The 17,647-nt window shown below is 72.7% G+C and carries 15 protein-coding genes and 1 pseudogene; 10 read left to right on the top strand and 6 right to left on the bottom strand.

Annotation, left to right across the window (positions count from 1 at the left end; genetic code table 11):
- Positions 1-65 precede the first annotated feature (65 nt).
- Entirely contained in the window at positions 66-2,054 is a 1,989-nt protein-coding gene (locus tag OG589_RS26450) for a glycosyl hydrolase family 28-related protein (RefSeq protein WP_405140482.1), read from the top strand.
- A 76-nt stretch (positions 2,055-2,130) separates the two neighbouring features.
- Here OG589_RS26450 and OG589_RS26455 read toward each other — a convergent pair whose 3' ends face one another.
- Entirely contained in the window at positions 2,131-2,793 is a 663-nt protein-coding gene (locus OG589_RS26455) for a ThuA domain-containing protein (protein WP_405140483.1), read from the bottom strand.
- A 121-nt stretch (positions 2,794-2,914) separates the two neighbouring features.
- Between OG589_RS26455 and OG589_RS26460 the strand changes: the two genes are divergently transcribed.
- Both OG589_RS26460 and OG589_RS26465 read left to right on the top strand, forming a co-directional pair.
- Positions 2,915-3,976 (top strand): LLM class flavin-dependent oxidoreductase, encoded by a 1,062-nt coding sequence (locus tag OG589_RS26460; protein ID WP_405140484.1) that lies wholly within the window; start codon positions 2,915-2,917, stop codon positions 3,974-3,976.
- A gap of 19 nt (positions 3,977-3,995) precedes the next feature.
- Positions 3,996-5,606: an AMP-binding protein gene (locus tag OG589_RS26465; RefSeq protein ID WP_405140485.1), complete on the top strand. Its 1,611-nt coding sequence runs from the start codon at positions 3,996-3,998 to the stop codon at positions 5,604-5,606.
- Positions 5,607-5,612: 6 nt separating this feature from the next.
- On the opposite strand, the gene OG589_RS26470 is transcribed toward OG589_RS26465, so the two are convergent.
- Positions 5,613-6,536: a cyclase family protein gene (locus tag OG589_RS26470; RefSeq protein ID WP_405140486.1), complete on the bottom strand. Its 924-nt coding sequence runs from the start codon at positions 6,534-6,536 to the stop codon at positions 5,613-5,615.
- Between the two features lie 31 nt (positions 6,537-6,567).
- Between OG589_RS26470 and OG589_RS26475 the strand changes: the two genes are divergently transcribed.
- The gene (locus tag OG589_RS26475) at positions 6,568-7,767 is read left to right on the top strand and encodes a serine hydrolase domain-containing protein (protein WP_405140487.1); all 1,200 of its coding nucleotides are present in this window, start codon (positions 6,568-6,570) and stop codon (positions 7,765-7,767) included.
- Positions 7,768-7,784: 17 nt separating this feature from the next.
- Here OG589_RS26475 and OG589_RS26480 read toward each other — a convergent pair whose 3' ends face one another.
- Together OG589_RS26480 and OG589_RS26485 are read right to left on the bottom strand one after the other, a co-directional pair.
- Positions 7,785-8,540 carry an SDR family NAD(P)-dependent oxidoreductase gene (locus OG589_RS26480; protein ID WP_405152130.1) on the bottom strand — a complete coding sequence of 252 codons (756 nt, stop codon included), beginning with the start codon at positions 8,538-8,540 and terminating at the stop codon, positions 7,785-7,787.
- A gap of 17 nt (positions 8,541-8,557) precedes the next feature.
- A complete protein-coding gene (locus tag OG589_RS26485) occupies positions 8,558-9,205 on the bottom strand; it encodes an isochorismatase family cysteine hydrolase (protein ID WP_405140488.1) in 648 nt (215 codons plus the stop codon).
- Between the two features lie 192 nt (positions 9,206-9,397).
- On the opposite strand from OG589_RS26485, the pseudogene OG589_RS26490 reads away from it, so the two are divergent.
- Positions 9,398-10,132 (top strand): annotated as a pseudogene (locus tag OG589_RS26490) (serine/threonine-protein kinase); the annotation flags it as partial.
- 1,406 nt (positions 10,133-11,538) lie between these two features.
- Here the strand turns inward: OG589_RS26490 and OG589_RS26495 are convergent.
- On the bottom strand, positions 11,539-11,778 hold the full coding sequence (locus tag OG589_RS26495; protein WP_405152131.1) for a glycine zipper domain-containing protein: 240 nt from the start codon (positions 11,776-11,778) through the stop codon (positions 11,539-11,541).
- A gap of 78 nt (positions 11,779-11,856) precedes the next feature.
- Here OG589_RS26495 and OG589_RS26500 point away from each other — a divergent pair, with 78 nt between their 5' ends.
- Genes OG589_RS26500 through OG589_RS26520 form a run of 5 tightly spaced genes read left to right on the top strand, consistent with a single transcriptional unit; the run spans position 11,857 to position 17,122 of the window.
- Positions 11,857-12,222 (top strand): Zn-ribbon domain-containing OB-fold protein, encoded by a 366-nt coding sequence (locus tag OG589_RS26500; protein ID WP_405140489.1) that lies wholly within the window; start codon positions 11,857-11,859, stop codon positions 12,220-12,222.
- The gene (locus OG589_RS26505; protein WP_405140490.1) at positions 12,219-12,572 is read left to right on the top strand and encodes a VOC family protein; all 354 of its coding nucleotides are present in this window, start codon (positions 12,219-12,221) and stop codon (positions 12,570-12,572) included. Before OG589_RS26500 ends, OG589_RS26505 begins: the two co-directional genes overlap by 4 nt.
- A 46-nt stretch (positions 12,573-12,618) precedes the next feature.
- On the top strand, positions 12,619-14,208 hold the full coding sequence (locus OG589_RS26510; RefSeq protein ID WP_405140491.1) for a class I adenylate-forming enzyme family protein: 1,590 nt from the start codon (positions 12,619-12,621) through the stop codon (positions 14,206-14,208).
- A complete protein-coding gene (locus tag OG589_RS26515) occupies positions 14,205-16,316 on the top strand; it encodes an acetate--CoA ligase family protein (RefSeq protein WP_405140492.1) in 2,112 nt (703 codons plus the stop codon). The genes OG589_RS26510 and OG589_RS26515 overlap by 4 nt, the downstream gene beginning before the upstream one ends.
- A 59-nt stretch (positions 16,317-16,375) precedes the next feature.
- Positions 16,376-17,122 (top strand): glucose 1-dehydrogenase, encoded by a 747-nt coding sequence (locus OG589_RS26520; protein ID WP_405140493.1) that lies wholly within the window; start codon positions 16,376-16,378, stop codon positions 17,120-17,122.
- Here the strand turns inward: OG589_RS26520 and OG589_RS26525 are convergent.
- Positions 17,116-17,547 (bottom strand): ATP-binding protein, encoded by a 432-nt coding sequence (locus OG589_RS26525; RefSeq protein WP_405140494.1) that lies wholly within the window; start codon positions 17,545-17,547, stop codon positions 17,116-17,118. The two genes, OG589_RS26520 and OG589_RS26525, sit on opposite strands and share 7 nt — an antisense overlap.
- Positions 17,548-17,647: the final 100 nt, after the last annotated feature.

A 17,647-nucleotide genomic window follows, 5' to 3' on the forward strand; every position in this document is an offset into this window, starting at 1 on the left:
TCACAGGAGCTGTATCGAGGTGGGCAGGCAGGCCGCCGCGAAGGACCGCGGGGGCGGTTGCGGCGGTGACCGCGGCCACCGTCGGTCTCAGCGTCGTGCTCGGCGGCACGGCCGTCGCCGGCAAGGGCGCCGCCGCCGGGACGCCGGTCGTGACGCGCGCCGCCCTCGACTCCTCGCTCGTCGCGGGCCGGGGCGCCGCAGTGGACTTCGCCGAGCAGGAGGCGGAGAACGCCGCGACGAACGGCACGCTCATCGGCCCGGACCGCACCGCGTACACGCTGCCCGCGGAGGCGTCCGGCCGTAAGGCGGTGAAGCTGACGCCGGGACAGTACGTCGAGTTCACCCTGCCGAGCGCGGCGAACGCGATCAACGTGCGCTACAGCATCCCGGACGCGCCGGGCGGCGGCGGCATCACCGCGCCGCTCAACGTCACGGTGAACGGCGGGGCCAAGAAGGCCATGACCCTCACCTCGCAGTACTCCTGGCTGTACAACCAGTATCCGTTCTCGAACGACCCGAACGCCGGCCTGCTGCACCCCGACTGGTGGATCACCGAGTGCGGCTGCGTGCCCAGCGCCACGACGCCGGCCCCGGTCATCACCAAGCCCTTCCGCCCGAACCACTTCTACGACGAGCAGCGCCTCCTGCTCGGTAAGACCTACCGCGCGGGTGACAAGGTGCGGCTCACGGTGCCCGCCGGGAGCAACGCCGCCTGGACGGTCATCGACCTGCTCGACTCGCAGGTCGTCGGCGCGCCGACGGTCAGGCTCGTCGCCGCCAACGTGCTGGCGTTCGGCGCCGACCCGCTCGGCCGGCGCGACTCGGCCGACGCGTTCGACAAGGCGATCGCGTTCGCGAAGCGCAGCCACCTCAAGGTCTACATCCCGCCGGGCACCTACCAGGTGAACCGCCACATCATCGTCGACGACGTGACGATCGAGGGCGCCGGCAGCTGGTACACGATCATCAAGGGCCACGAGGTCGCCCTCAGCACCCCGGCCCCCGACGGCTCGGTGCACACCGGCGTCGGCTTCTACGGCAAGGACGCGTCGGCGGGCGGCAGCTCCAACGTCCACCTGTCCGGCTTCACGATCGAGGGCGACGTCCGCGAGCGCATCGACACCGACCAGGTGAACGGCGTCGGAGGGGCGATGAGCAACTCGACCATCGACGGCCTCTACATCCGCCACACCAAGGTGGGCCTGTGGTTCGACGGCCCGATGACCAAGCTGAAGGTCACGAACAACGTCATCGTCGACCAGATCGCCGACGGCCTGAACTTCCACACCGGCGTCACAAACTCGGTCGTGTCGAACAACTTCATCCGCAACTCGGGTGACGACGGCCTCGCCATGTGGTCGGAGAAGACCGCCGACGCCGGCAACACCTTCGACCACAACACCGTGCAGACGCCGGTGCTCGCCAACGGCATCGCGATCTACGGCGGCACCGACAACACGGTCTCGAACAACCTCATCGCCGACCCGATCCGCGAGGGCAGCGCCATCCACGTCGGGTCGCGCTTCGGCGCCGAGGCGTTCGCCGGGCACCTGTGGATCACCGACAACACGACGGTACGGGCCGGCACGTACGAGCTGAACTGGAACATCGGCCTCGGGGCCATCTGGTTCTTCGCGCTGGAGAAGAACATCGACGCCGACATCCAGGTGGTCGGGGACAACTTCCTCGACAACACCTACAACGCGATGATGCTGGTCAGCGACTGGCCGGTCAAGGACCTGTACTCGATCACGAACGTCCACTTCAAGGACATCAAGGTGGACGGCACGGGCACCTCGGTCGTCAGCGCCCGCGTGAAGGGGTCCGCGTCCTTCCAGAACGTGGACGCCCGCAACGTCGGCGCGGTCGGCGTCAACAACTGCGGCTCGTTCAACTTCCCGCCCACCGGCTCGGAGTTCTCGCTCACCGACCTCGGCGGCAACGACGGGGGCGGCACGACCGGCCCCTGGCTCGCGCCGTGGGAGCTGCCGAACACCATCACCTGTGACGACCGCCCGCCGGTCGTCGCGCCGCCGGCGCCGTCCTCCTGGTGATCTTCAGCCAGAACACGTCGCTGCGCTGACATGACGAAGGCCGGCCGTCCGGGGAGACCCGGGCGGCCGGCCTTCGTCATGCCGAGTCGCGCTTCAGCAGCCACTGGGCCGCACGCTGGAGCAGCGCGCGGTGCGCGGGGTTCTCGTACGACCGCACGTCGTGGCCGAGCGCGTCGTACACCAGCCGTCCCCGCCCCGCGTCGCGCGCCCACAGCAGCGGCTGCCCGAGCGACGACGCCAGGGGCCGCACATCGGGGAGCACGTCGAGGTCGCTGTAGACCTCGTCCACCAGGTCGAAGTCGCCCAGGCCGTCCACGATCGGGTGGCCGCCGCGCACCTTGACCTCCGCCCGGCCGAGGGGCGGATGGTGGGAGACACCCCAGGTCCACGACGCTCCCAGCAGCCCACGCCACCCGGGCCAGTCGTCGAAGCAGATCGCCGCCGCGTGCACCGCCAGCACCCCGCCTCCCCGGCCGAGGTGCCGCAGCATCGCCGCACGCGCCTCGGGGGGCAGCTCGAACGACGACCCGCCCTCCTGCTCGGACCATCCTCCGTCGCCACAGCAGCGCAGCGCGTTGACGGTGATGAGCGAGAAATCGGGGCCGTCGGCCAGCGCCCCCGCGATGTCCTCGGTGATCTCGGACTCGACGCCCACCTCGGACAGCACGCCGGCGAGGGCTCCGGAGGTCGCGGGGAAGTCGTGTGCCACGCCCCCGGAGAGGATCAGGTTCGTCGCCACGGGGACACCTCATCACGAACCCGCCGCGCCCGCCAACCTGGTACGCTGCCCAAGCGAGCGCTTGGTTAGCGCGCGGGTGCGACGACAGGGCAAGTGGAGACGACCGCCAGGGGTACCGCCGATGAAGTTCTCGACCTTCCACCTCTTCCACCGGTTCGACGGCCAGAGCTTCAAGGACGTCTACGACTACCACGTGAGGCTGGTCGAGCTGGCCGAGGAGCTGGGATTCCACGGGGTGCGGCTGGCCGAGCACCACTTCCGCGACTACGGCGTGGTGCCGAACCTGTTCACGATGCTCGCCCACCTCGCCGCGCGCACGACCCGCATCCGCCTCGGCACGGGCATCGTGGTGCTGCCCCTGCACAACCCCGTCCACGTCGCCGAGGAGGCGGCGCAGGTGGACGTCCTGTCCGGCGGCAGGCTCGACCTCGGCATCGGGCGCGGCTACCAGAGCTTCGAGTTCGAGGGGTTCGGCGTCGACCTGGCCGAGGCGCGCGACCGGTTCAACGAGTCGCTGGAGATGATCCTCGGCCTGTGGGGCAACGAGACCTACCAGCACGTGGGCAAGTTCTACAGGACCGGCGCCGAGGTGTCGCTGGTGCCGAGGCCGGCGCAGGCGCCGCACCCGCCGATCCACGTGGCGGCGGTGTCGCCCGAGACGGTGACCATGTACGCCGGGCGCGGCCTGCCGATCCTCGCCGACCCCGCGGCGCCGTTCCACAAGGTCGCCAGGGCGGCGGAGACGTGGCGGGCGACCGCCCGCGCCGCCGGGCACGACGCCGGGGCGGCCGAGCTGGTCGTGGCGCGCAGCGTGTACGTCGCGCCGACCGCCGAGCGGGCCCGCGAGGACCAGGCGAGGTTCGAGAAGATGTTCGACCGCGCCCGCATCTTCAACGAGAAGAGCGCGCCCATCGACGCGCGCACCGGCAGGGCGGCCCAGGGGTTCGAGTACTACCAGGACCGCTACCTCAAGGGCGGCTCGGTCAGCAACGAGTTCCGCTGGGAGCAGCTTGAGGTGATCGGCGACCCCGAGCGGGTGATCGGCCAGATCCGGATGCTCCAGGACTTCGGCTTCGGCGACCTCATGTGCGACTTCGGCAGTACCCGGCCGATCCCCATCGAAGAGATGGAGAGCGTGATGCGGTTCTTCGCCGCCGAGGTCATGCCGGCGTTCCAGGATTGACCCACGCTCAGGAGGCGCGATGAGCACCGTCCCCCACAGCTCCCCGGCGGACGTCCCCGCGGACGTCCACCGTCTCACCCTCGCGGACGTCCTCGCCGAGCACGCCCGCAGCCGCCCGCTGGTCACCGCGGTGGTCGACGGCGAGGTGCGCCTCGGCTATCCGGCACTCGAAGAGCGCGTGGAACGGCTGGCCGGCGCGCTCGCCGCCGAGGGGGCCGGCCCGGGAGACCGGGTGCTGTGGCTCGGCCAGAACTCCCACCGCGTCCTCGAACTCCTGCTCGCGGCGGCGCGGATCGGGGCGGTCTTCTGCCCCGCGAACTGGCGGCAGTCGCCCGACGAGCTGGCCTTCGTGCTCGGCGACCTCACCCCGAAGGTCGTCGTGTGGGAGCGCTCCGAGGCGGCCGAGTCCGTACGGTCCGGCGCGGCGAGGTGGGTGCTCTCCGGAGAGGAGTACGAGCGGTTCCTCGCGAGCGGCGCCCCCGCCGGCGCGGGGGAAGGCGTGCCCGGCCGCGCGGGGGAAGGCGTGTCCGGCCGCGCAGGGGAAGGCGTGCCCGGCCGCGCGGGGGAAGGCCCGTCCGGCGACGCGGCCCCGGTGCTCGCGCTGTACACCGCCGCGTTCGACGGGCGGCCGAACGCGGCCCTGCTCAGCCATGCCGCGCTCGTCGCGCACGCGGCGTCCCTGCTGCACGTGCGGCAGATGGAGCCCGGCTTCACCTTCCTCAACAGCGGGCCGCTGTTCCACGTGGGCACGATGATGTTCTGCCTGGCCACCCTGCTGGCCGGCGGCACGAACGTCTTCACCCCCGCCTTCGACGCCGAGGAGGTGTGCCGGCTCGTCGACGCCGAGGCGTGCACCCAGGCGTTCCTGTTCGGCCAGATGATCGACGCCGTGGTGGCCGCCAACGCCGGGGGCAAGTACGACCTCAAGTCCCTCGGCTTCGTCTCCCACTCGCCGGAGTGGGACGGCATGATCACCGTGTCCGAGACGCCGTGGTGCCGGTCGAAGATGGGCGGGTACGGCCAGACCGAGGTCGGCGGGATGCTCACGTTCCTCGGGCTCGCCCCGGGCGCCGCCGGGCTCGCCGGCCGCCCCTCGCCGCTGGTCCAGGTGCGCCTGCTCGGCGAGTCGGGCGAGGAGGTGCCGCCGGGCGAGGTCGGGGAGATCTGCGCGCGCGGCAAGTCGATCTTCTCCGGGTACTTCAACCGGCCCGAGCTGAACGAGCGGAAGTTCAGGGACGGCTGGCATCACACCGGAGACCTCGGCCGCAGGGAGCCCGACGGCACGCTGACCTTCATCGGGCCGAGGCTGCGCATGATCAAGTCGGGCAACGAGAACATCTACCCGGCGGAGGTGGAGCGCGCGCTCAGGTCCCACCCGGCGGTCGCCGACGCGGCCGTGATCGGCGTCCCCGACGACCGGTGGACGCAGGCGGTGAAGGCGGTCGTCGTGCTCAGGCCGGACACGCGCGCGGACGCCGGGGCCCTGGTGGAGCACGTGCGGGGCCTGCTCGCCTCGTACAAGAAGCCCAGCGCGGTCGAGTTCGCCGAGTCCATCCCCAAGAAGGGTTTCGCCCCGGACTACGACGCCCTCGACGCGCGCTACGGCGGCGGCGCCTACCCCGGCGCCTAGCGGGGCTCAGAGGATCGCGAGCGGGTTGATGGGGCTGCCCGTGCCTCCCTCGATCTTCAGCGGGGCGGCGATGAACACGAAGTCCCGCCTCGCCTGGCCCGCGAGGGCGTCCGCGAGGTCTTCGAGCCAGAGCATCTCGGCGAGGTGGATGCCGTGCCGCCACAGGAAGATCATGTGCAGGTCGTCGTCCAGCCCCTCGTCGGCGAGCTGGCGGGCGTTGAGGCCGCCGATCGCGGCGTTGTCCGCGGCCACCAGCGCGACGTCGCGGGACGCGAGCCACCGCCCGCCGTCCCCGGACAGGCCCGGCTGCCCCGACCAGTACTCCTCGCGGGACCTCTCCCACACCAGCGGCCACCCGGTGCGCAGGACGGCGACGTCGCCGGGCCGTACATCGGGGGCCATCTCCGCGAGCAGGTCGCCCGGCACGCGGAAGTCGACGGGCAGGTGGTCGAGGCCCAGGTGGCGGGGCACGTCGAGGAGCACACCCCGGGCCACCACGCCCCCCACCGTCTCGATGCCGCAGCGCGCCGCGCCGTACGACCTGACCCGCGCGGCGGGATGCCCGTTGTAGAGCGCCTCGCCCGACCACATGTGGCACAGCGCGTCCATGTGGGTCGTGGTGCCGTGGTGGGTGACGATCAGCGCGTCGTCGGCCATACGCAGCCCGGCGCCGATCGCCCTGGCCCCTGCCGCGTAGTCGCCGCCGTCGACCGACATGAAATGCTGTGGCAGCGGCCGTCCCCTGAGATGGGGCACGGTCGCAGGCGCGGGCGAGGAGGTGGCGCCCCTGATGGGCATCGACAGGCTGATCACCTGGCCGGTGGCCGCGGTGGCGAGCGCGTCCAGCACGGCGGCGGGGGTCAGCAGGTTGAGGGTCCCCCGCTGATCGTCCGGGCCGAAGCGCCCCCAATTGTCAGACTTGGTAACCAAGCAAGCGCTTCCTTCCTTACGGAGGTCCGGAATGACCGCTCACGGTGACTGCGACCCCCGGTTCGCCCGGGTGCGCGAGGTCTTCGAAGGCCACTTCGCCGCGGGCGAGGAGCTGGGCGCCGCCTTCGCCGTCTACCTCGACGGCGAGCCGGTCGTGGACCTGTGGGACGGCGTGGCCGACCGCCACACCGGACGGCCGTGGGAGCGTGACACCCCCGCGCTGGCGTACTCCTGCACCAAGGCGGTCACGGCCACCGCGCTCCACATCCTCGCCGAGCGCGGGCTGGTCGACGTGCGCGGCCCCGTCGCCGAGGTGTGGCCCGAGTTCGCCGCGAACGGCAAGCAGGGGGTGACGGTCGAGCACCTCCTCACCCACCAGTCCGGGCTTCCTGTGATCGAGCAGGAGGTGCCGGTCGAGGAGTTCGAGGACCAGCCCGCGATCGCCGCCCGGCTCGCCGGCCAGGCCCCCATCTGGGAGCCGGGCACCGCCCACGGCTACCACGCCCTCACCTACGGGTTCCTGGTCGGCGAGGTGATCCGCCGCGTCTCGGGAAAGAGCGTGGGCGAGCTGGTCGCCGGCGAGATCGCCGGGCCGCGCGGGCTCGACCTGTGGGTGGGAGCCCCCGACGACGTCGCCGCCCGCGCCGCCCGCCTGTCCGCCGGCACGCGAGCCACCCCCGGCGGCGGGACGGCCGGGGCCACCGTGGCCGAGCTGCCCGGGCAGGGGCCGGGCGACCCGCTGTACGAGATGTCGAAGGCCGCGCTCGACAGGGACAGCCTGATGAACCGCGCCATGGGCAACCCCAGCGCCGCCAGGCTGAAGGGCGGCGCCAACCACCCGGTGATCCTGCGGGCGGGCTGGCCCGCGATGGGCGTCGTCACCACGGCGCGCGGGCTGGCCGGGTTCTACCGCGATCTGGTCGCGGGCGACATCATCAAGCCCGAGACCCTCGCCGACGCCGTGCGGCGACGGGTCGGCGGCCCCGACCGGGTGATGTTCGTCGACAGCGCCTTCGGCCTCGGCTACATGCGCCCCGCGATGACCTTCCTCACCCCGGCCAGGGGCGCCGAGACGGCCTTCGGTCACACCGGGCTCGGCGGGTTCCTCGGGCTCGGGGACGTGCGGCACGGGCTCGCGATGGGCTACACCATGAACAAGATGTCGAACACCGTCAGCGGCAGCCTCCGCGCCTACCACCTGGCGGAGGCCGTCTACGACTCCCTCCCCTGAGACGGGGGCCCGCGTGTTCACTGCATCGTGATTCCGCCGCTGACGGACAGGGTCTGGCCGGTGATGTAGGCGGCCCGCTCGGTGCACAGGTACGCGACCAGCCCGGCGACGTCGGCGGGGGCTCCGAGGCGCCGCAGCGGTATGCCTTTCGCGATCTTGTCGACCAGGCCGGGCCGCTCGGCGTCCACCCTCCGGAGCATCGGGGTGTCGGTCGGCCCAGGGCAGACGACGTTGCTCGTCACCTGGCCGCGTGCCGCCTCCCTGGCCAGCGTCTTCGCCAGCCCGAACAGCCCCGCCTTGGTCGCGGCGTAGGCCCCCTCGCCGCCCGAACCGGCCCGTGCCCCGTCGGAGGAGATGAAGACCAGCCTCCCCCACGAGCGGGAGAGCATCCCGGGGAGCAGCAGCCGCGTGAGCAGCATGGGCGCGCGCAGGTTGACCGCCCACATCAGGTCCCATCCGGCCGGGTCGCTGGTCACGAACGGCTCCACGACGGACACCCCGGCGTTGTGCACCACGATGTCCACCGGGCCGATGTCCTCGCAGAACTCGCGGATGGCCTCGGGATCGGACAGGTCGACCCTCATGGCGACCGCACGCGGTCCGGCCTCGGGAGAGCGCAGTCCGGAGGCGACCCTCAGCGCGGCGCCCCCGTCCAGGTCGGCCACCACCACGCGGGCGCCGAGCGAGGCCAGGTCGGCGCAGATGGCCGATCCGATGGCGCCCGCTCCCCCCGTCACCACGGCGGTGCGCCCGTCGAGGCGCATGCCCTCCATCACCCGGCGAAGCATATCTACCTAGCACTTGCTTGGCCAGCGCGAGACGCCCACGCCGCCACCAGGTCCGCGGTGCCGACCCTGGCGGCGAGAAGGCTGATCGTGTTCTCCAGAACGGCCGTGGCGTACTCCTCGGGGACGCCCGCCACCGCGTCCACCACCACCGCGACCCGGTAGCCGAGGTTCACCGCCTCCAGCGCCAGCCCGGGGATGCCGAGGTTGAGCGAGACCCCCGCCGCCACGACGGTGGAGACGCCCAGGGTGCGCAGCAGCGTGTCCAGGGACGTTCCGGTGAACGGCGAGAACCCGTGCCCGCGCCGCGACTCCAGGTCGGCCGGGTCCCACAGCTCGGGGACCACCTCGACCGCACCGGTGCCCTCCAGCATGTGCCCGGGGTCCCTGAGCAGGGCGGTGATGAACGGGCTGTTGCCCTCGTGCGACCCCGCGCGGTCGGCACGGAAGGCGGCGGTGCAGTGGACGACCGGCACGCCCGCCGCGCGGGCGGCGCCGAGCAGGACGCGCGCGTTCGGGATCACGGCGTGGCGGTCGCAGGCCGCCACCAGGTCGGGAAATCTCGTCCTGTCGCCGACGACACCCCGCTGCATCTCCATGACCAGAACGGCCGTACGGCCCGGCGCCGCCATCGACGCGAGGTCCAGAGGCACAGGAAACCCCCTTGACCGAGCATTTGCTTGGTTTGGCGAAATATAGGCTAACACCTTGACATATGCTGAATCGGCATACCTTCCGTAATCGAATCGTCACACTGATGATCTACCAATCCCGTGACAATTGGCGTATCGGGTGAGACCTTCAACTGGGGATACGGGAGCATCATCACCTCCGAGGGGACAACGATGAACGCCTGGTCCGTTCCGGGATACCGGGAAGAACGCGTGCTCGGCTCCGGAGGGAGCGGGCGGGTCGTCCTCGCGACCTACAGCGGCACCGGCGCCCACGTGGCGATCAAGTACCTCAGCGACGAGCTCAGAGCCGACCCCCACTTCCTCGCCGCGTTCCGCGAAGAGGCCCGCACGATGGTCGAGATCGGCGACCCGAACGTCGTGCGCTTCTACGAGTACGTCGAGAGCCCCCTCGGCGCGGCCATCGTCATGGAGCTCGTCGACGGGGTCTCGCTCCGCAGGATCCTCCACGAGAACGGCACCACCAGCCCCGAGGCCGCGCTGGTCGTGCTGAAGGGCTCGCTGCTCGGCCTGTCCGCAGCGCACGCCGGAGGCATCGTCCACCGCGACTACAAGCCGGAGAACGTCCTGGTCCAGGCCGACGGGTTCAGCAAGCTCGCGGACTTCGGCATAGCCACCCCGACCGGCCGGCCCGGCCTGCCCTCCGGCACCCCGCCCTACATGGCGCCCGAGCAGTGGAACGGCGCCCCGGCCAGCCCCGCGACCGACGTCTACGCCGCCACCTGCGTCTTCTTCGAGTGCCTGACCGGGCGCAAGCCGTACCACGCCGACCACCCGGCGGCCCTCAGGCACCAGCACCAGACCGCGCCGATCCCCGTGGACGCCGTGCCGGGCTCGGTGCGCTCGCTGGTGGCCCGCGGCCTCGCGAAGAACCCCGCCGACCGTCCCCCGACGGCGAGGTTGTTCGTCGTCGAGCTGGAGCGCGCGGCGGCCGCCGCCTACGGCCCCGACTGGGAGGACCGCGGGCGCCGTCACCTGGCCGAGCTCGCCGCCCTTCTCGCGCTGTTCTTCCCCCTGGCGGAGCCGGCGCCGCAGGCGAGCACCAGCCTGGCGCAGACGGTGCTGCGCAGGCCGCTGCGCCAGACCTCCCGCGTGCTGATCGGGAGCGGCATCGTGGTGGCCGGTGTGGTGATCGCGGTGCTCGCCGCCAACCGCCACTCCACCGTGCGCGACGTCGCCCTGACGACCTCCCCCAAGCCGACGGTGCGGGCTGGCCTCGTCGCGCCGACGGACGACCCGGCGCAGCCGCTGACGAAGAAGCCGGTGACGGCGAGCCCTGGTCCGTCGGTCTCCGGGTCGCCGAAGTCGTCCCAGGTCGTGCCCGTGACCCCGGCGACCCCGCGGAGCAGCCCCTCGGCGAGCTCTGAGCCCGGCTCCGACCCCTCGCCCACCCCGACCCAGAAGCCCACCCCGACCCCGACCCCGACTCCCACGCCCTCCCCGCTCTCGGTGAGCGACCTGACGGTCGTCGCGTTCGACGGGCGGACGGCCACGGTGCGGGTGCGGACCTCGACCCCGCAGAACGTCACCCTCACCGTGCGGTTCGCCCAGGGGCCGTCCGCCTCCAAGCTCACCGCGGGCAGCCCGAAGACCTTCGTGCTGGCGGGCTCCACCTCCTACACGCAGCCCGTCGACGGAGGGTTCACCCCGCCCGCCTGCGGCCAGACCGTCTACCGGCAGGCCACGGTGTCCACCACGCCCAAGGCGGCGGACGGGTCGAACGAGAGCAAGGTCGTCACGGTGAAGGGCGACCCGTGCCCGCCCCCCACGGTCGGCAGCGTGTCCCTCGACTGGAACGGCCGCACCGCCGACGTCGGAGTGCGGGCCGGCGGGCCCGGCCCGGTCCGCCTGGCGGCGGAGTTCACCCGCAGGGAGGCAGAGGGGTCCGCCAAGGTGGTGGACCGCGCGAGCCGCACCCTCACGGGCGGCACCTCGTACAACCTCTCGCTGCGCGGCGCGCTCGGCGACGTCGCGTGCGGCACGACCGCCTACTTCGGGGCGAGGGTGACCACCGAGCCCGCGGCCGCCAACGGCACGCAGTTCAAGGAGGTCCGGGTCAGCGGGCCCAAGTGCGCGCCGCCGACGGTCTCGATCACCTCGTGGGACGGCAGCACGCTCACGGTCCGCGTCAAGAACGCGACGGCCGACCCGGTCAAGCTCTCGGCCGCCTTCGAGCAGACGCTCAGCGTGGGCGAGCGCACCGTCACCCGCACGGCCGCCCGGCAGGCCACGCTGTCGGGGGACACCGCGTACGACCGGGTCTACACGGTGCGGTTCGCGACTCCGGCGTGCGGCTACAGCGACGCCAGGCGGGTCACGGTGAACGTCAGCTCCGCGCTCGGCACGGCCAGCGACAGCGCGAGGTCGGCCCGCAAGGGCGACCCCTGCGCCGAGCCGACCAAGGAGCCGACGAGGGAGCCCACCAAGGAACCGACGAAGGAACCCACCAAGGAGCCGACCAGGGAGCCCACGAGGGGGCCCACCGAGGAGCCGAGCCCCGGCCCGTCCGGCGACCAGAGCGACGGCCCCGTCATCAGGTAGGTCCCACCCCTGGATCACCGTCCCGGTGAGTCCCTTGTCACCCAACCAAGCGTGCGCTAGCTTGGCTAGCGATGACCGGTGACGCCTCTCCCTACTGGGACGCCTGCCGCCGCCACGAGCTGGTGGTCCAGGCCTGCGCGGCCTGCGGCGAGCGCGTGCACCTGCCCGCCGCCGAGTGCCCGCGCTGCGGGTCGGCCGGCCTCTCCTTCGCGCCCGTCTCAGGAGAGGCCGTCGTGCACACGTTCACGGTCGTGCACCGCGCCTTCGTCCCGGCCTTCCGCGGGCGCGAGCCGTACGTGCTGGCCTGGGTCGACCTCCGGGAGGGCGCGCGCGCGTTCGGGCGGATCGTGGACTGCGCACCCGAGCGGGTGCGCATCGGCATGCCCGTCCGGCTTACTTTCGATCAAGACGATCTACCCCAGTGGAGGCCGGAGTGAGCGCGCACGCCCAGAAGCTCGGCAACGTTCTGATCCCCGTAAGCGACCTGGACAAGGCCGTGACCTTCTACACGGAGGTCCTCGGCCTGACGCTGAAGTTCAAGGACGGCGACCGTTTCGCCGCGCTGGACGCGGGAGGTGTCACGATCGCGCTCGCCGCCCAGGCCGAGCAGGTCGCGGGCGCCGTCACCGCGCCGTCGTACAAGGTCGGCGACGTCGCCGAGGCCGTACGCGACCTGACGGCCGCGGGCGCGGAGCTGGTCAGCGGCCCCGAGACCGGCCCGCACGAGATCAGGGCCGTACTGCGCGACCCCTCGGGCAACGTCCTCGTCCTCTACTCGGCTCTATGACCTGACCCAGCCGCCCAGAGCGTCACCCTTTGTGGAGGCCGTTCCCATGGCACGACCGCATGGCACCCCCTACGGCAACTACGGACACGCGCTGCTCACCGCGAACGCGCTGCGCACCCCGGACAGGGCCGCGCTGACCTACTGCGGTGAACAGAGCTTCACCTACGACGAGCTGAACCGGCTGGTCAACCGGCGCGCCCACGCACTGCTCGCGTCCGGCGTCGAGGCGGGCCGGCGGGTCGCCGTCCTGCTGAACGAGACGCTGAAGGTCGCCGAGGTGTACCTGGCGCAGGCCAAGCTGGGCGCGCTGACCTCCGCGCTCAACCCGTACTGGCCGGAGGAGACGCTGCGGGCGGTCGTGGCGCACTCCGAGTGCACGGCGTTCGTGTACGACGCGACGGTGGAGGAGGCGGTCGCGCGGATCCGGCCCGGCCTGCCGGGCGTGACCACCTGGATCAAGGTGGGCGGCCCCTCGGCCGAGCCCGGCGTGGTCGATCTGGACGCCCTCACCTCCGGCGCCGCCGAGGACGAGCCAGAGCTGGGCGGGTTCTGGGACGACCCGCTGGCGCTCTACTACACCTCAGGCACGACCGGCCTGCCGAAGGCCGTCGTCCACACGCACGCCTCCTCGCTCGCCACGGCGCAGATCTGGCTGGACGTGCCGCGCAACCCCGGGTCGGTGTTCGGCACCGGCGCGATCATCTGGGGCATCGGCTTCCCCGCGATCGTCGGCCCCGCCCTCTACACCGGCATGCGCCTGGTGCTGGAGCAGGACTGGGGCCCGGCCAACTTCCTGCGGGTGGTCCCGAGGGAGCGGGTCACGCACGTCTCGCAGATCCCCTCCTTCTACGCCGCGCTGCTCGCCGGCGACGACCACGCGGGCGCCGACCTGTCCACGCTCCGGGTGATCATGCTGGGCGGCGAACCGCTGACCGCCGCACTGCTCGCCCGCATGAAGGAGCGCCTGCCGGACGCGGGCGTCTACAGCTACTACGGCCAGACCGAGGCGCCGTACAGCTGCTTCGGCCGGGTGGACGACGGCGGCACCCCGCTCGGCTCGTCCGGCCGCGCGAGGACGGGCTGCGCGGTGCGCGTCACCGGCCCGGACGGTGACGCCGTCGTCGGCCGGACCGGCGAGATCAACCTCGCGGGGCCGCACCGCATGGCCGGCTACGACAGGCTCCCCGGCAGGACCGCCGAGGTGCTGCGCGACGGCTGGTACGTCGGCGGCGACCTCGGCGTCGTCTCCGAGGACGGCGTCCTCACCGTGCTGGGCCGCCGCGAGGACGCCATCCTCAAGGGCGGGCGGTGGAGCCAGCCCGCCACCGTGGAGGAGGCGGCCGTCGCCGTGGACGAGGTGGCGGAGGCGGGCGCGGTCGGCGTGCCCGCCCACGAGGAGGGGCAGGACGCGGCACCGCAGCGGATCATCCTCGCCGTGGTCGCCAGGGCCGGGCACTCCCTGGACGCCGAGAAGCTCGCCGCCGCCCTTGCCACGACGCTTCCCGAGCACCAGCGGCCCGACCACATCGTGGTCGCCGACGAGCTGCCGCACTTCCAGGACGCCTCTGGCGGGCCGGGCAAGCTGCTGCGGCGGGAGATCCGCGAGCGCTACCAGCACCTCGTGGACCAGGCGTGATCCCTGAGCACGAGGTCAAGGCCCTGCTGCGCGGCATCGGCGTGACCGTGCCGGACGGCGTGACGGCCTCGGGTCCCCGGGAGATCGCCGAGGCCGCGCGAGGGCTCGCTCCCCCGCTGGTCCTGAAGGCCCACGGCCCCGGCCTGCTGCACAAGTCGGACGCCGGGGCCGTACGGCTGGGCCTGGGGTCGGCGGCGGAGGCGGCGGTCGCGGCCGGGGAGATGCGCGAGCGCCTGGCCGCGCGCGGGATCACGCCGGAGGGGTTCCTGGTCGAGGAACAGGCGGCCCCCGGCGTGGAGCTGATCTTCGGGCTCGTGCTCGACCCCGGGTTCGGGCCGGTGGTCCTCGCCGGGCTCGGCGGGGTGTGGACCGAGGTGCTGCGGGACACCGCTCTGCGGCTCTGCCCGATCGACCGGGACGGCGCGCGCGAGATGCTGGCGTCGCTGCGCGGCCATCCCCTGCTCACCGGCCACAGGGGCGCCCCTGGCGTGGACATGGACTCCCTGGTCGAGCTCCTGGTACGGCTGGGCGGCGACGGCGGGCTCTGGGAGGATCTCGACCTCGGCGAGTTCGAGCTGAACCCGGTGATCGCCTCCGCTGACGGGGTGGTCGCCGTGGACGCGCGGTACGTCCCGGGGGACGCCGGCCCGGACGCGCGGCCGGCGGGCACGCCGGGCGAGCCCACCGACTTCACCGCGCTCTTCGAGCCGAGGAAGGTCGCCGTGGTCGGCGCGTCCACCACCCGGCCCGGCTTCGGCAACATGTTCCTGGAGTTCTACAAGCTCACGGGCGTCCCCGTCGTCGCGGTGCACCCGGAGGCGGACCACATCGCCGGCGTGCCCGCCGTGCGGACGGCCGCGGACACCGGCGCCGACTACGCCCTGGTCGCGGTGCCCGCCGCGCGGTGCGCCGGGGTCGTACGGCAGGCGACGGGCATCCCGTTCGTCCAGGTGATGAGCGGCGGGTTCGGCGAGCTGGGCCGTCCTGACCTGGAGGAGGAGCTGACCGAAGCCGCCCGCGAGGCCGGGACGCGCCTCCTCGGGCCCAACTGCATGGGCGTGTACAGCCCGCGCGGCGGGCAGACGTTCGTCGGCGGGCGGCAGGGGCCGCCGGGGAGCGTGGCCGTCATCTCCCAGAGCGGCGGCCTGGCCGGAGAGGTCATCAAGGTCGGCGAGCGCCGCGGCCTGGCGTTCAGCCGGGTCGTGACCGTGGGCAACTCCGCCGACGTCACCCCGGCCGAGCTGCTCCGCTGGCTGGCGGCCGACCCCGAGACCTCGGCGGCGGGCCTGTACCTGGAGGACCCGCGCGGCGGCCGGGCGCTGTTCGAGGCGCTCATGGCGGTACGCGGGCGGATGCCGGTGGCGATGCTGGTCGGGGGCCGCAGCGCGCAGGGGCGGCGCGCCGCCGCCTCCCACACCGGGGGGCTCGCCGGGGACGGCCGCGTGTGGCGGGCCGTCGCCGGCCAGAGCGGGGCGGCGCTGGTGACCGGGCAGGACGACCTGATCGGCGCGCTGGCGTTCTTCCAGGCCCACGCGGCACGCGCCGTGCCAGGGGATCCGGGGGTGCTGGTCATCGGGCCGAGCGGCGGGGCGAACGTGCTGGCGGCGGACGTCCTCGACGGGGCGGGCCTCGCGCTCGGCCCGCTCCCCGAGCGGGCACGGGAGGCTCTCACCGCGCTCGGCGTGGGGGTGGGAAGCTCCCTCGCGAACCCATTGGAGATTCCCGTCGGGCCCCGGGCGCCCGCCGAGCTGGTGCGGGACGCGATCGGCGCGATCGTGTCGCGGCGGCCGTACCCGGACGTGGTGGCGCACGTGAACGTGCAGAGCTTCTTCACCTACGGCGACGCCGCCGAGCCGCTCTACGCCTACGCGCGGCACCTGGCGGAGGCGCAGACCCTGCTGCCCGGCACCCGCGTGACGCTGGTGACCCGCAACGGCGAGTGCGCCCCGCCGGGCGTCGAGGACGAGGTGCGGGCCATCGCATCCGGCGCCGGCATCCCCGTGTACCGCTCCGTGGAGGGGGCGGCCGTCGCCATAGCGGCGGGCAAGCGGTTCGCGCGCGCCCGTACCGGCGTCATGGACGGCCCCCCGCCGGCCACCGAACCCTGAACCGCCCGCGTCCGGACCGCCGGCGCCGGGCTCCGCACTTCGAACTCCGGAGGAACCTCATGGGGATACTCGACGGGAAGGTCGCCCTCATCACGGGCGGGGCACGGGGCATGGGCGCCTCCCACGTCCGCCTGTTCCTCGCGGAGGGGGCGCGGGTGGTCTTCGGCGACGTGCTCGAAGAGGAGGGGAAGTCGCTGGCCGAGGAGACCGGCGCGGTGTACGTGCGGCACGACGTGACCAGGCCCGAGGAGTGGGCCCACGCCGTGTCGGTCGCCACCGGCACCTACGGAAAGCTGGACGTGCTGGTCAACAACGCCGGGATCCTGAGGTTCCGGCGCATCGCCGACATGACCGTCGAGGAGTACGAGCGCGTCCTCGACGTGAATCTCAAGGGCACCTGGCTCGGCGTGAAGTCGGTGATCGAGCCCATGAAGGCCGCCGGGCGCGGCTCGATCGTCAACATCTCGTCGGTCGAGGGCTTCATCGGGGCGGAGGGGATGTCGGCCTACGCGGCCTCGAAGTTCGGCGTACGCGGGGTGACCAAGTCGGCCGCCCGCGAGCTGGCCGGGGCGAAGATCCGCGTCAACTCGGTGCACCCGGGGGCCATCAACACCCCCATGGTCGCGAACCCCGAGCTGGCCGAGGTGGACGGCGAGGCCTTCGTCAGGGCCATGGTGATCAAACGCTTCGCCAAGCCGGTCGAGGTCTCCCACGTGGTGGCGTTCCTCGCCTCCGACCGGTCCAGCTACTGCAACGGCAGCGAGTTCACGGTCGACGGCGGCCTGCTCACCGGCGCGGGCTACTGATCCGGCGGCGGCCCCGCGCTCTCCGGCCGCCGCGAGCCGCACGTGAACCAGATGGTCTTGCCTGCTCCCGCGGGGACGGACTCGACGCCCCAGACGTCGGTGAGCGCGGTGACGATCCGCAGGCCGCGCCCGTGCTCCAGGTCGGTCCCTGCGGCGCGGACGCGGGGCCATCCGTCGCCGCCGTCGGTCACGGCGCCGGTCAGGGTGCCCGGGCCCGCCCGGAGAGCCAGGTGGATGGGGGGAGCGCCGTGGATGAGGGCGTTCCCAAGTAACTCGGTGACGACGACCACCACGTCGTCGGCGAGATCGTTCAGATTCCACTCGGTGAGCGCCTCACGGACCATCGCGCGGCACTTCGCCGTGACGCTCGGGTCGGCGGGCAGCTCCCAGCGGGCCTCACAGGGGCAGGACGGGACGCTGGTCATCACGAATCTCCTGGCCTTTCGCCTTGGGGATGCATCGGCCTCGTGACGGCCCCCGCGCGGGATCGGCGGGATCCGGGTAACGGGGCGGACCTTTACCTTC

Source organism: Sphaerisporangium sp. NBC_01403, assembly GCF_045040145.1.
Classification (GTDB): domain Bacteria; phylum Actinomycetota; class Actinomycetes; order Streptosporangiales; family Streptosporangiaceae; genus Sphaerisporangium; species Sphaerisporangium viridialbum.